The following is a 15,470-nucleotide window of genomic DNA, read 5'->3' on the forward strand; positions in this document are numbered from 1 at the left end:
ATGACAAACACTGTAGAAGGACCTGACGGTTTGCCGCGATGCAGTTGGTGCGCAGCTGCTCCGGACTTTTTTGAGTATCACGATAAGGAATGGGGCTTTCCGGTTGGTGATGACCAGCGATTGTACGAGAAGATCTGTCTAGAGAGCTTTCAGTCGGGGTTAAGCTGGCGAACCATTCTTTCGAAAAGAGACAATTTACGTGCGGCATTTGAACAGTTCGATTTTTACAAAGTGGCCAAATTCGATGAAAGTGATGTCGAGCGTCTTCTTCAGGACGCAGGAATCATCAGGCACCGAGGCAAAATTGAAGCCGTAATCAACAACGCAAAGCGAGCGGTGGAAATGGTCGAACAGGAAGGTTCACTGGCAGTGTTCATGTGGCGTTATGAAGCTAAGTGTGACGAAAATTTCGTACCTCAGTCTCAGTCGACTTCCCCGGAATCGAAAGCGCTGTCAAAAGAACTCAAGAAACGAGGCTGGAAGTTTGTCGGACCGACCACCGCATATGCGTTTATGCAGGCGATGGGGTTGATCAACGACCATGCTAGCGAATGCTCTATGCGTCCGGCTGTGGATGCCGCCAGAGCCGCTTTCAAAGTGCCATCATGATCTTTATCTTTCGGTTTGCGCCGCGACCTGTTTCTCAATTATGAGCCTATAACAGAGGACGAATGTCGGTATAGTGAGTCCCTCAAATGTTAGAGGGACTTAACAGAATGAAAGTGTTGGTAGTACTGGTGTTGGCAGTGGTTCTTGGCTGGTTTGGGAAGGATGTGCATTCTCAACTGGCTGTGCGAAATGCATCAGAATCAGATGCGCTGTTATCACAGGTACTCAAACACGCAAACGTACCACTGAGACAAGAGCAACGCGCCTGTTATTACAACAGTGAAACTGTGGGAGATGTTGTTGCGAGCCTGGTGAGCAACAACATGCAAAATCACATAAACCGCTTAGACGCAGGCTGTTTTGAGCAAACTTGCACTATCTCCTTGTCCAGTTGCCTTCCATGGGAAACCAGTGAGTGCGATCAAACCTTGTTGAAGTACGAAACGGCGCAAAATGGGTTAATTAAACCTGAAACATTTCAGTGTATATCGATACCTTAATTTCACCTTAAAATCACCTTAATACGAATGTGTTACCTTTGACTCCCTCGAAGTTTAGAGACAAGGAGTCACATGAAAGTTGTACCGCTTTATTCCCATTCCCCCGGCGTTCCTGAAATCATCCAAGACATCGATCATCTCATGAATTCTCTGTATCCAGCAGAATCAAACGATTTACTTCCTCTGGATAAGTTAGACGACGATAACGTGTATTTCGCAGGTATATACGATGGTGACGTTTTGTCTGCCTGTGGTGCTGTTGTTTTCAAAAAGGACAGCGACGAGTATGGCGAGTTTAAACGCATATATGTAAAGCCAGAATTTCGTGGTAAAGATCAGGCAAAACGCGTTTTAAGGCATTTGATCGATGCTACGTCCAATCGTTCTGTCTCAGTACTCAGGCTGGAAACGGGAAACAAGCAACATGCTGCCATCAAGTTGTACGAATCATTGGGTTTTCGCGAAAGGAATGAATTTGGCGACTACCAGTATGATCCCCATTCGGTTTACATGGAACTGCTCCTGAACCGTTGATTGCTCTTATCCCGTTCTCCCTCAGGTCAATATCAAGGAAATACAAATGGCAAAACAGCAATATGGTGAAATTAACGATGGAGTTCGATCTGTCTGGGATATAGAAAGAATATGGACACTTGCAGAGGCGTTACCAACCGAGGAAATCGCCATTGATGATATTTGTGGTCCTGACGAAGTCACCTGGTTTAGCTTAGATGGGCCTCTGCCAACTTGTCGAAACATCGCCAAACATTGCGAGAGGATCATTAACGCGGATCTGTCTTATCCCGTCATTTTAACGGAAGATCTTCGGGTTTTTGATGGTATGCACCGTATTGCGAAATGCATAATGGAAGGAAGAACCACCATTCAGGCAAAGCGATTTCCGACAAACCCAGAACCTGATCAAGTGCAAGAAACCGACTCTAAGTAAGGACACGTTATGTACACACTTTACTACTACCCAAACAATGCCAGCTTAGCCCCTCACTTTCTTCTGCATCATATGCAGTTACCTTATGAGCTGGTGTTAGTCGATAAAAAGTCGAATTCGCAAAAATCTGCCGAGTATTTAAAGCTGAATCCGGCTGGTCGGATTCCGACATTGATCGACGACGGTCAACCCATTTTCGAGAGCCCGGCCATTTGCATGCATCTTGCGGAAAGCCACCCAAAACACGGGCTGATACCGCCTGTAGGTGACAAAGCCAGACCGCTATTTCTCCAGTGGCTGGCTTATCTGAATAACACGCTACAGGCTGAACTGATGGTGTACTACTACGCTCATCGTCATACCAATGATGAAAGTACAGTAGAGAACGTGAAAGCGGCGCAGGAAGTTCAGATTGCCAATGCGCTATCCGTTATTGATGAGCAACTCGCAAAGCACAAATACCTGATAGGTGAGAAGCTTACGGCGGTTGATTACTTCCTGTTTATGCTAGCTGAATGGTCCTTGCCAGTGAAGAAGAACCCGTTAACGTTCCCCAATCTGGCGGCGTATCTAAAATCACTCAGCCAGCACCCGACGATTCAGGCGGTGTGTAAAATCGAAGAAATGGATATTACGGTTTTCAACTGAGGCTAGAAATTCAGAGTCATGTCAAACCAGGATGCACCACCATGGCATGACTCTGATTTTCCTCGAAGAACGAAGCCGTGGTGCTGATAAAACGGGATAAGGTGTTCTTTGCAGGTAAGAACCATTCCTTCAAGTTCACGCTGACGGCAAATCTGAATCAAGTGTTTGGTGAGTTCGGAAGCGTACCCTTTACGTTGGTGCTGTGGGTCAACCGCTAGTCCGAAAACCGTTTGAAACGCACCGTCAGGATTATGAAGATTCGCATCTTCAAATAATTCGTCTGGGAGTTCAGGAAGGTGATAGCGACATCCGTTAATATGTCCGACGACCTGATTATCGACTTCTAAGACAAAAAAGCACTCCGGAAAAACATCAAATCTTTTAGTGAATGATTCTAATGACGCTGCTTCACTTTCGGGAAAGCAGAGAGATTCAATGTCAGAGATTCTTTTTATGTCAGAATGTAGAGCAGGTCTAATGGTTGGCATGAGTACTCCTTTTGCAGTTCAACCTTCGTTCAGAATATAAGATTGGGTTAAGTTTCAGAAAAACAATGATTACTTGCTGAGCGAGTGATACTTTAAAGCGAAATCGAAAAAGGAATCAGATTGGAAACCGCGAAGATATGGAAGAGCGAACACTTTTCTGGGATTGAACTGTTGTCCGCCAATTACAACAAGTTCGAGTTTGCCAAGCATTGGCATGATGAACTGGCTATCGGGTTAATTGAGGATGGCGCCGAAGGGCTTCTCTACCGAGGTCAGAATATTGTTGTTCCCAAAAATCATATCGTTACCATTAACCCTTCTGAAATCCACACGGGTTATGCGAGCTGCAACGATGGCTGGCGGTATCGCATGTTTTACTTCGATCTCGATACCATTCATCAACTCTTCGAGCATGCTGGTCGGTCGGTCGATCCAATACTAGACAAACCTGTCATTGATGATCTTGAGTTGTTTTCCGAATTACAGCAGCTTCACCTCTCCTTAGAACATTCCAGTTTCAACCTGACCAAAGATTCTTTACTGGCTGTTGTGCTTGAAAAGCTCTTTACCCGCTATGGCTCAATGTCTGCCAACGCTTCGGCGAAGCTGAAAAGTGACAAGAGTGCGTTAAAGGTACGTGAATACCTGTTGGATAACTGGCAACTGAATGTGTCGCTAGACGAGCTGGAAGATGAAACACAGAAGTCCAGGTTTCAACTGATCCGCGCTTTCAAAGCGTCTTATGGAATTACCCCTCATCAGTTTCTGCTTTTGGTGAAAGCCCATAAAGCGAAACAGCTTTTAGCGCAGGGTAATAGTTGTGTTGAAACCTCCTTAGCTTGCGGCTTTTACGATCAAAGCCATTTCAACCGAAACTTCAAACGCGCTTTTGGTGTCACGCCCAAAAACTATGTCATTCGTTAGGGCAACAAACCCTAGTCACAGCTAAGTGCAATTTTGTACAAGAGGCAGAATACTCGTTGAATTATCCTTCTTTCAAAATGCAAAAGGAGGTAAAGCATGAGCTTATTTGTCATTTGGTTAGGTGTGATGTTTCCATTGGTGTTTAGCCCAGGACCTGCGAACATCATCTTTGCGGCTTCAGGTGCAAGAGTTGGTTTAAGAAAGTCGTTGCCACTCGTCGCCGGTGTAGATCTTGTTTTTCTGGTGAAGTCTTTAATCATTGGGTTTGGTCTCGGACAGGCGGTTCAGAGCTACCCGACCGTGATGAATATTGTGCAGCTACTGGGAGCTGGCTATTTGATCTATCTGGCAGTGATGTTTGTAAAAAGCGCCAAGCAGACTTCTGATGGAGAGCAGAAAGTATTTGGATTTGTCGATGGCTTGGTAGTTCAGTTGCTGAACAGTAAAGGCTGGCTGATGGTGTTTCTGATGTTTTCACTGTTTAGTGAGCAGGCACAAAGCGCTTTTGGCGAGCAGGGAGTCTTGGTGCTGGTGGCGTGGCTCGCGATATTGAATGTATCAATGCACCTAGTATGGGTGAAAATGGGCTATTGGTTATCCAAGGTCAGCAGCAGTGAGCGATACGCCAAAGGGCTAAACCTGTTTTATGCCGCTTGCCTGCAGGGGGTATCTCTTGGTCTGATTATTCAAAACCCACTCTGGTCTTAGTTAGGGCGAAAAGAGCTAATTGCTAAGAGCTAATAAAGGCGCAGATTCTATCTGCGCCTTTATATTTAAGCCAGTTTCTTGGCCAGTGATTCGTCCAGTGCCAGTTTTCCTGAGCCGGAAATAGCCAGAGACACAGAAGCTGCAAGCAAAGCCAGCCCAAACTCGTAACCATTGTTCGAGAGGAATAAGCCGTTTTCGAAGTGCACGGAAAAAATGGCGACAATCATAGTAAATGCCGTCACTATTGCCGCTGGGCGAGTCAATAGACCGAGAATTAGGAACAGACCACCAAAGAACTCTGCGCTACCCGCTAGAAACGCCATCAGTACGCCCGGCGCCAGACCGATAGATGCCATCCACTGCCCGGTTCCTTCAAGACCATATCCGCCAAACCAGCCGAATAATTTTTGTGAACCATGTGCCATTAGTATGATGCCGACAGGAATTCGCAATGCCAAAGTGCTGAAACCTGCGGTGCTTAGAGTGATCTGTTTTAGGAAACTTTTCATATTAACCTCAATAAATTCGAATAAGACTATTTTTGCTAACCCCTTTGATTAGCTGTTGAAAGTTATCTTATAGAGTTCTTTTCTAGCGGTTAATGGGAGTTTGTTGACGGGTTTGTTCGAAAATTTAGAATGAACTATATTGCTCGTTGAGTTACTTGACATTAACAAGGTGTCGTTGCTTCATTGAGCTAGTTATCATTTTCAAAAGGATTTGAGTTGATATGGAAATCAGATACATAGAATCGCAAGACATTGAGGCGATCACGAACATTTATAATTACTTTATCGCCAACAGCACGGCGACTTTTGAGGAGCGGTCCATTTCCCCTGAAGAAATGAACAGCAGAGTCGGAAAAGTTCAGGGGCAGGGTCTGCCATGGATTGTTATCCTAGATAGCGAAAGAGTGGTTGGCTATGCCTACGCAGGACTATGGCACGCTCGAAGTGCCTATCGGTTTACGACTGAATCGACGATTTATGTGTCTCCCAATGCTTCAGGTCGAGGTGTGGGTAAAAAGCTGTATTCACATTTAATTTCCATCTTAAAAGCCCGAGGAATGCAAAGTGTTATTGGCGTGGTGAGTTTGCCTAATGCTTCCAGTGTCGCCCTGCACAAGTCTCTGGGTTTTACTCAAGTCGGCGAGTTCAAAAAAGTAGGTACTAAGTTTGGAGACTGGATTGATGTCAGTTACTGGCAGCTTGATTTGAAAGAATAATGAATATTAATAAAGCATTGATTGAGAATAGAAAAGCCAAAGCATGCCCTTTGGTATTAAGGCAAGGTTCAAAAGGGTTAGAGATACTTGTATTTCGGCATCCACTTGCAGGGGTTCAGCTTGTTAAAGGGACAATTGAACCAACGGATGCTTCCATAGAGCAAGCCGCATTAAGAGAACTGGCTGAGGAGTCAGGAATTGAAGATGTTTCTCGTGTCTCTTATCTGAATGAGTGGAGCTCTGGTTACGAGGGACAAGTCTGGTATTTCGTTCTATGCGACTGTAATGCGTTACCTGAGCAATGGACGTTTTATACGCAGGATGATGGTGGGCATGAGTTTGAATTTTATTGGCACAGTTTAAGTGACTCACTTTCCAGTCAGAGTCATCCGGTGTTTGAGCGCGCTATTTGTCATGTGAGAGAGGCGTTAGCAGTCAACAAATAAGGTTTGTATTCTGCTAGTCAATGTCGTTAATCAGAACCAGAGGATGAGATGAAAAGGTTGTTTGTTTACGGGACACTGGCACCTGGTCGACCCAATGCGCATATTCTTGAGGATGTGCAAGGTGTCTGGCAAGAAGGGTTTGTGCTGGGCACATTAAAACAGGAAGGGTGGGGCGCAGATTTAGGCTACCCAGGTATTGATTTGTCTCCCCATGGAGAGAAAGTGCAGGGCTTCGTTTTTGAGTCCGGTGATCTTACCCAACACTGGCAGCAACTAGACGAATTTGAAGGACCCGGTTACGAGCGAGTTCTAACGTCTGTAGAGCTTAAAACGGGCGAAAGAGTCAGTGCCTACATCTACCAGCTTAAGAAACCCTAAACATCGTAACTTTATCGCCTATTTGAGACTGGCAGACCTCTTAAATTCGCATAGTCTTAACAGGAATGTGTCGATAAGGAAATGACGATGAGTTATGTAGATGGATTTGCGGCAGCGGTGCCGCAAGAAAACAAGCAAAAGTACATTGACCACGCCTTAATGGCGGCAGGGTTATTCAAAGAGCTTGGTGCGTTGTCTGTGGTTGAGTGTTGGGGAGACGACATACCAGAAGGGGAGCACACCGATTTTTTCAAAGCCGTAGATTGTCATGAAGGAGAGGTAGTCTGTATTTCATGGGTAATCTGGCCATCTAAACAGGTGAGAGACGCTGCCTACCCGAAAATGATGGAAGACCCAAGGTTTGACCAAGAGAAACACCCTATGCCTTTTGATGGTAAACGGATGATTTATGGCGGCTTTGATATGATTGTGAGCGAGTAAGATTAGTTGCCACAACACCTTGCGTCGTAGGTTGTTAATCCTAGCAACCTATGGCGTTTGTTTTTTCTAAGGGAATTTTATGATAACCGGGATTTATCTATCGATACTGACATTTGTCTATATCACATTGTCTGCCAGGACAATCACAGCCAGAAAACAAACCAAAATCGCCGTTGGTGCAGGAGAAAGTAAAAAACTGTTAAGAGCCTCGCGAGCTCATGCTAACTTTGCCGAATACGTGCCCTTAACGATTATATTGCTGTTCGCAATTGAATATCTGGATGGTAATGGGTATTTCCTTCACATTGCGGGTGCTCTTCTGGTGCTAGGACGGGTAGTTCACGCTTATGGAATTTCTCAGTTGAAAGAACAGCTCAACTTTCGAGTGTTTGGCATGTTATGTACTTTTATTTGCATGGCGCTAAGTTCTTGTTATTTATTGTATCTTTCACTGGTAAATTAATGTGAATTTAATATCCAATTCATAGAATTCCATCCTCTAAATATAAAAAGAGTCAGAGCTAGGTAAACAACAATGGATTGGCTAATTGATCCGAGTCTGCAGGAATACTGTGAAATGGCTCAGGAATTTGAACCCTGCGTAAGGCAAGCGTTAAGTAAGGTTCTTGCGTGGGTGTTTTTCGTATACAGCATGGTGGGCACGTTGGTCTCGATATATGTTATTGGCTTCTTTATGGTCACGGGCATTACCGTATTCCATGGTGGGAAGAGACGATACATGCCAATGAGGCTGAAAGTCAGCTATGTCTTGGTGATGTTTTATGTGTTCCCGATTTTTTATGCCGCATTTATCAAAGACATTTTATCGATGAGCAACAGGCGAAAGAAAAAGGAACCCGAGTACACGGTTGTTATTGAATCGTAGTGGTATGGAATAGTAAACAGGCTGCCAATGGCAGCCTGTTTTGATTCGATTGTCAGGAATGATGAACTTAGAATCTCAGCTGGAACTCTGCGTACATTGAGGACACCTGACTTTTCGCATTGAATATCTTGTATCCGGTATTTACCTGAATATGTTGAGTTAAACGCAGTCCCAACTCCGCACCATAGGAAATACCAAATTTGTTGTCTTTGTCTTTCTCACTTTCCTGAAAGAAATAGTTAGTACCAAACACGCCTGCGACATGCATAGTATCGCTCAGTGGAAGCGTTGGTTTCAGGTTCCAGGCGATGCTGGAAATATCGTAACCACCGTGCTTGCCTAAATCGGTATAAAGCCATTCTGATGATGCGGCAAAAGTACTGCCCAAAGGAAAGGTATGCCCGAAACTCGCACTTAATCCCGTTTTATCGCCGCTGTTTTCCGAAGCGGAAATATTGTAGCCCGCACCAAAGTAGTAACCTTCTTCAGCTTGAGCAAAAAACGAAAGGGATAGCAGAGCCAGAGGCAATAAGGATTTTTTCATGGATATTGATAACGTGGATGAACAGGAGGGGCGTATTTTGGCGGCGAATAATAAAAAATGCGAGAGATTTTGTTAAACCTCTCACATTTTTTTATTAGATCGAAGTGTGATTATTTATCTAGCTTGACTAAAAGATCCGAAGAAATGTCAGAAATGCTCTTCGCACCTGTCAGAGTCATCGCCACTCGCATCTCTTTTTCATAGAGATCCAGAAGGTTCTCAACGCCTTTTCCACCCTGAGCTGCCAGCGCATAAACAAACGAACGTCCTAACAGAGTGAAGTCTGCTCCCAGAGCTAACATGCGAACCACATCCAGACCCGTGCGGATTCCTGAATCCACCATGATCTTCAAGTCACCTTTCACAGCATCGGCGATGTTTGGTAAAGCGCGAACCGTCGACAATACACCGTCTAGCTGACGTCCACCGTGGTTCGATACTACGATGCCGTCTGCACCAAATCGAACAGCGTCTTTGGCGTCTTCTTCATCCAGAATACCTTTGATGACCATAGGACCATCCCAGAAATCACGGATCCACTCCAAATCTTTCCAGCTAATCGACGGGTCGAAGTTCGCTCCAAGCCAGCCGATGTAATCTTCTAGCTTAGTTGGTTCCCCGCGATAGGCAGAGATGTTTCCTAAATCGTGTGGTTTGCCCAATACGCCCACATCCAGCGCCCAGCTTGGATGAAGCATGGATTGGAAAACGCGGCGAGCTGCTGCGTTCGGTCCACTCATGCCAGAGTGCATGTCACGGTAACGAGCGCCCGGAACTGGCATATCTACGGTGAACACCAGTGTAGTGACGCCAGCTGCTTTCGCACGTTCCAGCACGTTTTTCATGAATCCACGGTCTTTCAAGACGTAAAGCTGAAACCACATAGGGCGCTCAATAGCCGGTGCGACTTCTTCAATCGGGCAGACAGACACGGTAGACATGGTGAATGGAATGCCTTTCTTGTCAGCCGCTTTTGCGGCTTGCACTTCACCTCGTCTTGCGTACATTCCTGTCAGACCAACAGGAGCAAGACCGATTGGCAGTGACATTTTCTCGCCAAAAAGTTCGGTATCCAAACTCAGTTCAGACATGTCACGTAACACGCGTTGACGCAGGGCGACATCAGACAGATCATCTGTGTTGTGCTTTAACGTATGTTCGTTGTATGAGCCACCATCGATGTAATGAAACAAGAACGGAGGCAGTTTAGCTTTTGCTGCAGCGCGATAATCAGTAGATGCGGAAATGATCATATTTTCAGTCCTGAATAGTAAAAGTTAACTCTTGTTTTTCTGGGCGTTGAGCAAGATAAGAGCTAAAAAAAGCAGTAATACTTGTTTTTATGGCGGGTTTTAAAGCCCGCTCTGTTTATTACAGTAGTTATTACATTAATGCGTCGGTCATATTGAACCCATAGATAACGACCATGCCAATCACACCCGTTACTACAAGGTAATAGAAAGTTGGAATGACCGTTTTGCGCAATGTCGCACCTTCACGACCAAGCAGACCAACCGTTGCGGAAGCTGCAACCACATTGTGAATGGCAATCATGTTACCGGCAGCCGCGCCAACAGCCTGAAGGGCAACGACAACCGCGCTCGAAATGGACAGCGTTTGTGCCACTTCAAACTGGAACTGGCTAAACATCATATTAGAAACGGTATTTGAACCCGCGATAAACGCACCCAAAGCGCCGACAGTTGCACTTAGAGCTGGGAAAGCTTCGCCTACCAGACCCGCCGCAAAGTTTGCTGTTGTAACCGGCATACTCGCCAGATCGGCTCCGTTAATGCCTGAGTTAATGAAGATTCGAACCATAGGAATGGTGAATACCAATACAAAACCGGCACCGATCAGTGTTTTGCTTGATTCGCCAAACGCTTTTACCAACGGTGTGGCGCTACGCGACTGGATAAGTACAGCAAGGAAAGCCACGAATACCAGAATGCCACCGGGTAGATAAAGAGGCTGAATCGCAGTGCTAATGCCTGTTTCACCAAGGATGTTACCAAAGGAAAGGCTGACACTCTGAAGCAGCGATTTGAGCTCAGCGCTTACACGGCTGGCAACAAGAATAACGGCAAGCAATACGTACGGAAGCCATGCAACAACAAGGCTCATCGGCTTGCCTTTGTTGTCGTCCAGTTCAATTTTTAGCGTACCAAGCCATTCAGCCTGCCATTTGTCTTCGCTTTCGAAATCCCACTTGGATTTAGGCACAAGGAAGCCATTCTTCGCCGCAGTTACGACGATTGCCAGACCAACCAGACCACCAATCAGAGACGGGAATTCAGCGCCAAGGAAAACACCTGTCAGGGCATAAGGAACGGTGAAAGCAATACCTGCAAACAGCGCAAATGGAAGAATATCCAACCCTTCAGTCCAGCTACGGTTTTTACCAAAGAAACGAGTCAGCATCATCGCCATCAGAACGGGCATCAAAGTACCTACAGTGGCATGAGTCAGAGCGACACTAGAAGTAATCTGCTGTAAGTAAGCTTCCCAGGTAGATCCATTGGCAATCAGCGCTTCACTGATGTTGTGGGTATCCAGACCTTTATTTACACCAACGATGATTGGCGTACCAACTGCACCGAAAGATACAGGAGTAGACTGAATCATCATTCCCATTAGAACGGCAGCTAGTGCAGGGAAGCCGATAGCCACCATTAATGGCGCTGCAATCGCAGCTGGCGTACCAAACCCTGAAGCACCCTCAATAAAGGAACCGAAACACCAGGCGATGATAATGGCCTGAACTCGGCGATCTGGAGAGATATTGGTGAAGCCATTACGTATAGTCGCAATCGCACCGGTGTGTTTTAAAGTGTTAAGTAAGAAGATGGCACCGAATACGATCCAAAGGACAGACACCGTAATGCCTAAACCCTGAAATACGGAAGCAATGACACGGTTTGCCGACATGTCCCAAAAGACAAGCGCAATCGCAACGGTTAAAGCAAAAGCCACAGGCATGGCTTTTTTGGCTGGCCAGTTAAGACCAACTAAAAGGATTGCCGCCACCACAATAGGTGAAAAGGCAATTAGGGCTAAAAGTGTTTCACTCATGGATACAACCTCTTAAAGGCATCAGACAGGCATTTCTACTGAAATGTACAGATCTGAGTAATTTTTATACTTGTGTTATTTATGTTAATTCGGCGTGAATGTAGCGCTTTCGTTTTTATTGATATAGGGAATAAATGAAAATGATTAGTTCCAAAAGTGACATAATGCTAATGAGTATTGGCAGCGGTATCCCGACTTGTTGAAAGGTTTTTTGGGCTGTCGAAACTGATGGAATTAAAGTAAATCTATTTTAAATCATTGGGATAGGTATGTACCGCAGCCTTTTGTTGAACTGCTTTATAAAGTTCTTATTGTTTCGAGAAAGGCGCAAATCCAAGTTGTAGCCTGAGCGTTACAAAGGTTATCTCAATATTGATAATGTGAAGTTGGTCGTCAGAGAAGTTCCCTCAAGACGTAGACGCCACCGAATTTTTTCCTGAGCTATCAGCTTTTTGTCTTCTTTTTATTTGGTAAAGCGTTTCCTCTGGTATTGAGTTAGTCATTTGTTTACATTGGATTTTTCACTAACAACGGAATGAAACCTATGAAGTACCCTTTACCTCTAGTGGCAGGAAGCACGATTGCCATCACTGCTCCGTCTTCTGGTATTCAGCCAGAGCATGAAGCGCGGCTCCAGTATGTTAAGTGCTATCTCGAAAATCTTGGTTTTCAAGTGGTAGAGGGGAAATGTCTCAGAGGTAACCACAAAAGTGCCAGTGCGCCAGCCGATGAGCGAGCTGACGAATTGATGGCATTTCTTCTGGACGACAATATCGATGCCATTGCTCCTCCTTGGGGTGGGGAGTTAGCGATGGAGTTACTGCCACTGCTGGATTTTGAAAAACTAAAAGATGTTAAGCCGAAGTGGGTAATGGGCTTTTCAGACATCAGCACTTTAACCGCAGTATTGACAAACCAGTTGGGCTGGGCAACCGCGCACAGCCCGAACCTGATGGATTTGACAGATAATGCTACTGAGCGTCTAACGGCGCAAACTTTCCAACATTTCAATACTGAACGCGGCGGCGATTTTGAACAGGTTTCTTCCCTCGCACATACAAGAAGCTGGCCGCCAATTTCGGAAAACCCACAAGCCGTCTTAAACCCTGATACCCCAACTCAGTGGAAGTGGCTTACTGAACCGACACACTCCAACACGATGGAGGGAAGGTTGATCGGTGGCTGCTGGGATACATTGATTCATCTATTTAGTACCAAGTATCTGGATTTGCAAAGTATGAAAAGTCAGTCGGATAAAGGCGTACTGCTTTATCTGGAAAATGCCGAAATGTCGCCAATGGATCTGACGCGAGCCATACTTAGCATGAAGTTCAAAGGGGTATTTGAATGTATTGATGGGCTGCTGCTAGGCAGAAACGCCGTGGTCGATTCTGATGCCGATTCAGCGCTGACCTATGAAGAGGTGTTAAAGAGACACTTAAGCCAGCTTGGTATTCCGGTTATGTATGACCTCGATATTGGTCATGTTCCACCGAATCTGACTTTGATTAATGGTACTGTCGCTTCTGTTTCGCTGGAGGATGGTGTCGGGAAAATTATTCAGAAACTGGTCTGAGTAACTTATTGAATCTAAGCAAATACCAATTTAGAAGCCGCGAACTTTTTCAGTAATGAAATCTACTGTGGCTTTTATTTTAGGAATGGAGTATTCCAGTTTCTGGTAGAGAAGAAATATAGCCAGATCCCGACCCACGCTCACCTGAACGGGATCATCAAACGTCAGTTCTACCAAATCCCCGCTATCGAATACTGGCTGTAAAACCCATCTAGGCAGCATCAATATACCTCGCCCCTGAATTGCCTTTTGCAGTAACCACTCTCCGTTATTTGTAACCAACTTCGGATTGCCAGAGACATCCAGCCACTCTCCGTTTATTTCAGTCAGCCAAGGCGTTGCCCCTACTGGCGTTTTGAAAAACAAACCCTGGTGATGTTTCAATTCCAGTGATGAACATGGAGAACCGTGATTTGCTATATAGGTCGGTGAGGCAGCCACAACAAAATCGTTATCCATTAGCCTGACGGCAACAACACGTTCATCCGGTGCATAACCACCTCTGATTGCGATATCCACATCGTCTTTTTCAAGCTTTGATAGCTGATCACTAAGCACAACATCCAGTGTTATCTCGGGATAAAGAGCAGAAAATTCATCCAGAATAGGAAGCAGAATACTCTCACCAAATCCCACCATCGCACTGATTTTTAGCGTACCAGTTGGTGCTGCCTGATAACTCTTCACCATCTGATCCGATTGGCTGACCTGTTCAAGAATTCCTTTAACCTGCTTGAGATACTGCTCTCCAACTTCAGTCAGGGCAACAGAACGGGTGCTTCGCGTGAGTAGCTGCGCACCAAGATCGGATTCCAGATCGGAAATACGTCGTGAAATGGAAGAGGCAGGAACCTTAAAACGTTTAGCCGCTGCCGAAAAGCTGCCGTTCTCGGCGGTTTCCACAAAGTAAGAGAGAGCTCGGAACTTATCCATATTATTGTCTTTTTAACAAAAGTGATTCGCTATATGTAGGCTATTTGCAATGAATCAAATGTGCAATACTGCCTGCGAAAATTAAGGAGATAAACATGACTCTGTATAAAGAAATTCTTTTGACTCAACGTCCTGATGGCAGCCCAATTGGTCCCCAACTTTTTGAAGTCGTTGAGAATGAAATCCCGACACCCGCCGAAGGGGAGTTTTTGATTAAGCAAACTCACATGTCGATGGATCCGGCAATGATTGGCTGGATGATGCCAGATGAAGAGAGCTACATTCCTCCAGTGGCGTTAAACACACGTATGCGCTCCAGCGGTTTCGGCGAAGTTGTCGCTTCTAATCATCCTGACTTTGCGATTGGTGACAAAGTTATGGGCATGATGGGCTGGACAGAATACACCCTAAGCAGCGGTCAAGGTGTCAACAAAGTACAAAGTAATATCGACCCTGAAACCGCGCTTGCTGTGTTTGCATTACCCGGGCTAACTGCGACTCAAGGTCTGTTTAATGTTGGCAAACCAAAATCCGGTGAAACACTGGTTGTAACGGGGGCTGCGGGCTCTGTGGGCTCTATTGTTGGTCAACTGGCTAAAGCAGAAGGATTACGAGTAATCGGTGTGGTTGGCAGCGATGAAAAAGCGGACTGGATCGTTAACGAATTGGGTTTTGATGGCGCAATTAACTACAAGACAGACGATTTGAAATCCAGACTTGCTGAGCTGACACCGGACGGTGTGGATGTGTTCTTCGAGAATACGGGCGGCCCGATTCAGCATCATATTTTCGATCGCATGAATGCCCATGGCCGAATCGTAGTGTGCGGTATGATAGCCGATTACACGGCAGCGGAACCTTCTGCCGGACCAAACTGGATTCCTCTGATTAAGAAGCGCATAACCGTTCAGGGATTTGCTATGCCAGACCACTATGGCGACATTCCTGACCTACTGCAAAAGCTGACGCCTTATGTTTTGCAAGGGAAAATTAAATTCCGGACTCATGTTTTAGAAGGATTGGAAACGGCGATGTCGGCGATGAATCTTTTCTTCACTGGTGAGAACAAAGGGAAGCTGCTTATTAAGCTGTAAAACGAGTCAAAAAGACCACCAAGCGGTAGCAAATTGCTGCCGCTTTTCA

General features: G+C 45.5%; 21 protein-coding genes. 15 read left to right on the plus strand and 6 right to left on the minus strand.

The annotated features are described in order from the left end of the window. The 5 genes from QMG91_RS21945 to QMG91_RS21965 all read left to right on the plus strand — a co-directional run bounded on the left by QMG91_RS21945 (nucleotide 1) and on the right by QMG91_RS21965 (nucleotide 2,706). Complete coding sequence (locus QMG91_RS21945) at nucleotides 1-609, plus strand: DNA-3-methyladenine glycosylase I (RefSeq protein ID WP_004408589.1); 609 nt, start codon at nucleotides 1-3, stop codon at nucleotides 607-609. 107 nt (nucleotides 610-716) lie between these two features. After that, nucleotides 717-1,109: a hypothetical protein gene (locus QMG91_RS21950; protein WP_004408586.1), complete on the plus strand. Its 393-nt coding sequence runs from the start codon at nucleotides 717-719 to the stop codon at nucleotides 1,107-1,109. Between the two features lie 72 nt (nucleotides 1,110-1,181). After that, the gene (locus QMG91_RS21955) at nucleotides 1,182-1,643 is read left to right on the plus strand and encodes a GNAT family N-acetyltransferase (RefSeq protein WP_022606127.1); all 462 of its coding nucleotides are present in this window, start codon (nucleotides 1,182-1,184) and stop codon (nucleotides 1,641-1,643) included. Between the two features lie 46 nt (nucleotides 1,644-1,689). Continuing rightward, entirely contained in the window at nucleotides 1,690-2,058 is a 369-nt protein-coding gene (locus tag QMG91_RS21960) for a chromosome partitioning protein ParB (RefSeq protein ID WP_281832228.1), read from the plus strand. A gap of 9 nt (nucleotides 2,059-2,067) precedes the next feature. Beyond that, nucleotides 2,068-2,706, plus strand: coding sequence for a glutathione S-transferase family protein (locus QMG91_RS21965; protein ID WP_022606125.1), 639 nt, complete (start codon nucleotides 2,068-2,070; stop codon nucleotides 2,704-2,706). Between the two features lie 2 nt (nucleotides 2,707-2,708). On the opposite strand, the gene QMG91_RS21970 is transcribed toward QMG91_RS21965, so the two are convergent. Beyond that, on the minus strand, nucleotides 2,709-3,194 hold the full coding sequence (locus QMG91_RS21970; RefSeq protein ID WP_022561170.1) for a GNAT family N-acetyltransferase: 486 nt from the start codon (nucleotides 3,192-3,194) through the stop codon (nucleotides 2,709-2,711). A gap of 120 nt (nucleotides 3,195-3,314) precedes the next feature. Between QMG91_RS21970 and QMG91_RS21975 the strand changes: the two genes are divergently transcribed. Both QMG91_RS21975 and QMG91_RS21980 read left to right on the plus strand, forming a co-directional pair. Next, entirely contained in the window at nucleotides 3,315-4,118 is an 804-nt protein-coding gene (locus tag QMG91_RS21975) for an AraC family transcriptional regulator (protein WP_022561171.1), read from the plus strand. Between the two features lie 96 nt (nucleotides 4,119-4,214). Continuing rightward, nucleotides 4,215-4,826, plus strand: coding sequence for a LysE family translocator (locus QMG91_RS21980; protein WP_281832234.1), 612 nt, complete (start codon nucleotides 4,215-4,217; stop codon nucleotides 4,824-4,826). Between the two features lie 65 nt (nucleotides 4,827-4,891). Here the strand turns inward: QMG91_RS21980 and QMG91_RS21985 are convergent, their stop codons facing one another. Beyond that, complete coding sequence (locus QMG91_RS21985) at nucleotides 4,892-5,335, minus strand: DoxX family protein (RefSeq protein ID WP_281832236.1); 444 nt, start codon at nucleotides 5,333-5,335, stop codon at nucleotides 4,892-4,894. A 221-nt stretch (nucleotides 5,336-5,556) separates the two neighbouring features. Here QMG91_RS21985 and QMG91_RS21990 point away from each other — a divergent pair, with 221 nt between their 5' ends. The 6 genes from QMG91_RS21990 to QMG91_RS22015 all read left to right on the plus strand — a co-directional run bounded on the left by QMG91_RS21990 (nucleotide 5,557) and on the right by QMG91_RS22015 (nucleotide 8,202). Then, nucleotides 5,557-6,051 carry a GNAT family N-acetyltransferase gene (locus QMG91_RS21990; RefSeq protein WP_004408575.1) on the plus strand — a complete coding sequence of 165 codons (495 nt, stop codon included), beginning with the start codon at nucleotides 5,557-5,559 and terminating at the stop codon, nucleotides 6,049-6,051. Next, on the plus strand, nucleotides 6,051-6,497 hold the full coding sequence (locus tag QMG91_RS21995) for an NUDIX hydrolase (protein ID WP_281832240.1): 447 nt from the start codon (nucleotides 6,051-6,053) through the stop codon (nucleotides 6,495-6,497). Before QMG91_RS21990 ends, QMG91_RS21995 begins: the two co-directional genes overlap by 1 nt. Before the next feature lie 48 nt (nucleotides 6,498-6,545). Next, the gene (locus QMG91_RS22000; RefSeq protein ID WP_281832243.1) at nucleotides 6,546-6,875 is read left to right on the plus strand and encodes a gamma-glutamylcyclotransferase family protein; all 330 of its coding nucleotides are present in this window, start codon (nucleotides 6,546-6,548) and stop codon (nucleotides 6,873-6,875) included. Between the two features lie 87 nt (nucleotides 6,876-6,962). Beyond that, entirely contained in the window at nucleotides 6,963-7,316 is a 354-nt protein-coding gene (locus QMG91_RS22005) for a DUF1428 domain-containing protein (RefSeq protein ID WP_022561175.1), read from the plus strand. A 79-nt stretch (nucleotides 7,317-7,395) separates the two neighbouring features. Next, the gene (locus QMG91_RS22010; protein WP_281832246.1) at nucleotides 7,396-7,779 is read left to right on the plus strand and encodes an MAPEG family protein; all 384 of its coding nucleotides are present in this window, start codon (nucleotides 7,396-7,398) and stop codon (nucleotides 7,777-7,779) included. 72 nt (nucleotides 7,780-7,851) lie between these two features. Beyond that, nucleotides 7,852-8,202 carry a hypothetical protein gene (locus QMG91_RS22015; RefSeq protein ID WP_281832249.1) on the plus strand — a complete coding sequence of 117 codons (351 nt, stop codon included), beginning with the start codon at nucleotides 7,852-7,854 and terminating at the stop codon, nucleotides 8,200-8,202. A 67-nt stretch (nucleotides 8,203-8,269) separates the two neighbouring features. On the opposite strand, the gene QMG91_RS22020 is transcribed toward QMG91_RS22015, so the two are convergent. The 3 genes from QMG91_RS22020 to QMG91_RS22030 all read right to left on the minus strand — a co-directional run bounded on the left by QMG91_RS22020 (nucleotide 8,270) and on the right by QMG91_RS22030 (nucleotide 11,818). Beyond that, nucleotides 8,270-8,746 (minus strand): outer membrane beta-barrel protein, encoded by a 477-nt coding sequence (locus QMG91_RS22020; RefSeq protein WP_022561178.1) that lies wholly within the window; start codon nucleotides 8,744-8,746, stop codon nucleotides 8,270-8,272. A 110-nt stretch (nucleotides 8,747-8,856) separates the two neighbouring features. Beyond that, nucleotides 8,857-9,999, minus strand: coding sequence for an FMN-dependent L-lactate dehydrogenase LldD (gene lldD, locus QMG91_RS22025; protein ID WP_022561179.1), 1,143 nt, complete (start codon nucleotides 9,997-9,999; stop codon nucleotides 8,857-8,859). A 130-nt stretch (nucleotides 10,000-10,129) separates the two neighbouring features. Continuing rightward, nucleotides 10,130-11,818 (minus strand): L-lactate permease, encoded by a 1,689-nt coding sequence (locus QMG91_RS22030; protein WP_004408558.1) that lies wholly within the window; start codon nucleotides 11,816-11,818, stop codon nucleotides 10,130-10,132. A gap of 544 nt (nucleotides 11,819-12,362) precedes the next feature. On the opposite strand from QMG91_RS22030, the gene QMG91_RS22035 reads away from it, so the two are divergent. Continuing rightward, nucleotides 12,363-13,394 carry a S66 family peptidase gene (locus QMG91_RS22035; protein ID WP_281832254.1) on the plus strand — a complete coding sequence of 344 codons (1,032 nt, stop codon included), beginning with the start codon at nucleotides 12,363-12,365 and terminating at the stop codon, nucleotides 13,392-13,394. Nucleotides 13,395-13,424: 30 nt separating this feature from the next. On the opposite strand, the gene QMG91_RS22040 is transcribed toward QMG91_RS22035, so the two are convergent. Then, nucleotides 13,425-14,327 carry a LysR family transcriptional regulator gene (locus QMG91_RS22040; protein ID WP_281832256.1) on the minus strand — a complete coding sequence of 301 codons (903 nt, stop codon included), beginning with the start codon at nucleotides 14,325-14,327 and terminating at the stop codon, nucleotides 13,425-13,427. Between the two features lie 95 nt (nucleotides 14,328-14,422). On the opposite strand from QMG91_RS22040, the gene QMG91_RS22045 reads away from it, so the two are divergent. After that, the gene (locus QMG91_RS22045) at nucleotides 14,423-15,421 is read left to right on the plus strand and encodes an NADP-dependent oxidoreductase (protein ID WP_281832258.1); all 999 of its coding nucleotides are present in this window, start codon (nucleotides 14,423-14,425) and stop codon (nucleotides 15,419-15,421) included. Nucleotides 15,422-15,470: the final 49 nt, after the last annotated feature.

Source organism: Vibrio nigripulchritudo, from assembly GCF_027924785.1.
Classification (GTDB): domain Bacteria; phylum Pseudomonadota; class Gammaproteobacteria; order Enterobacterales; family Vibrionaceae; genus Vibrio; species Vibrio nigripulchritudo.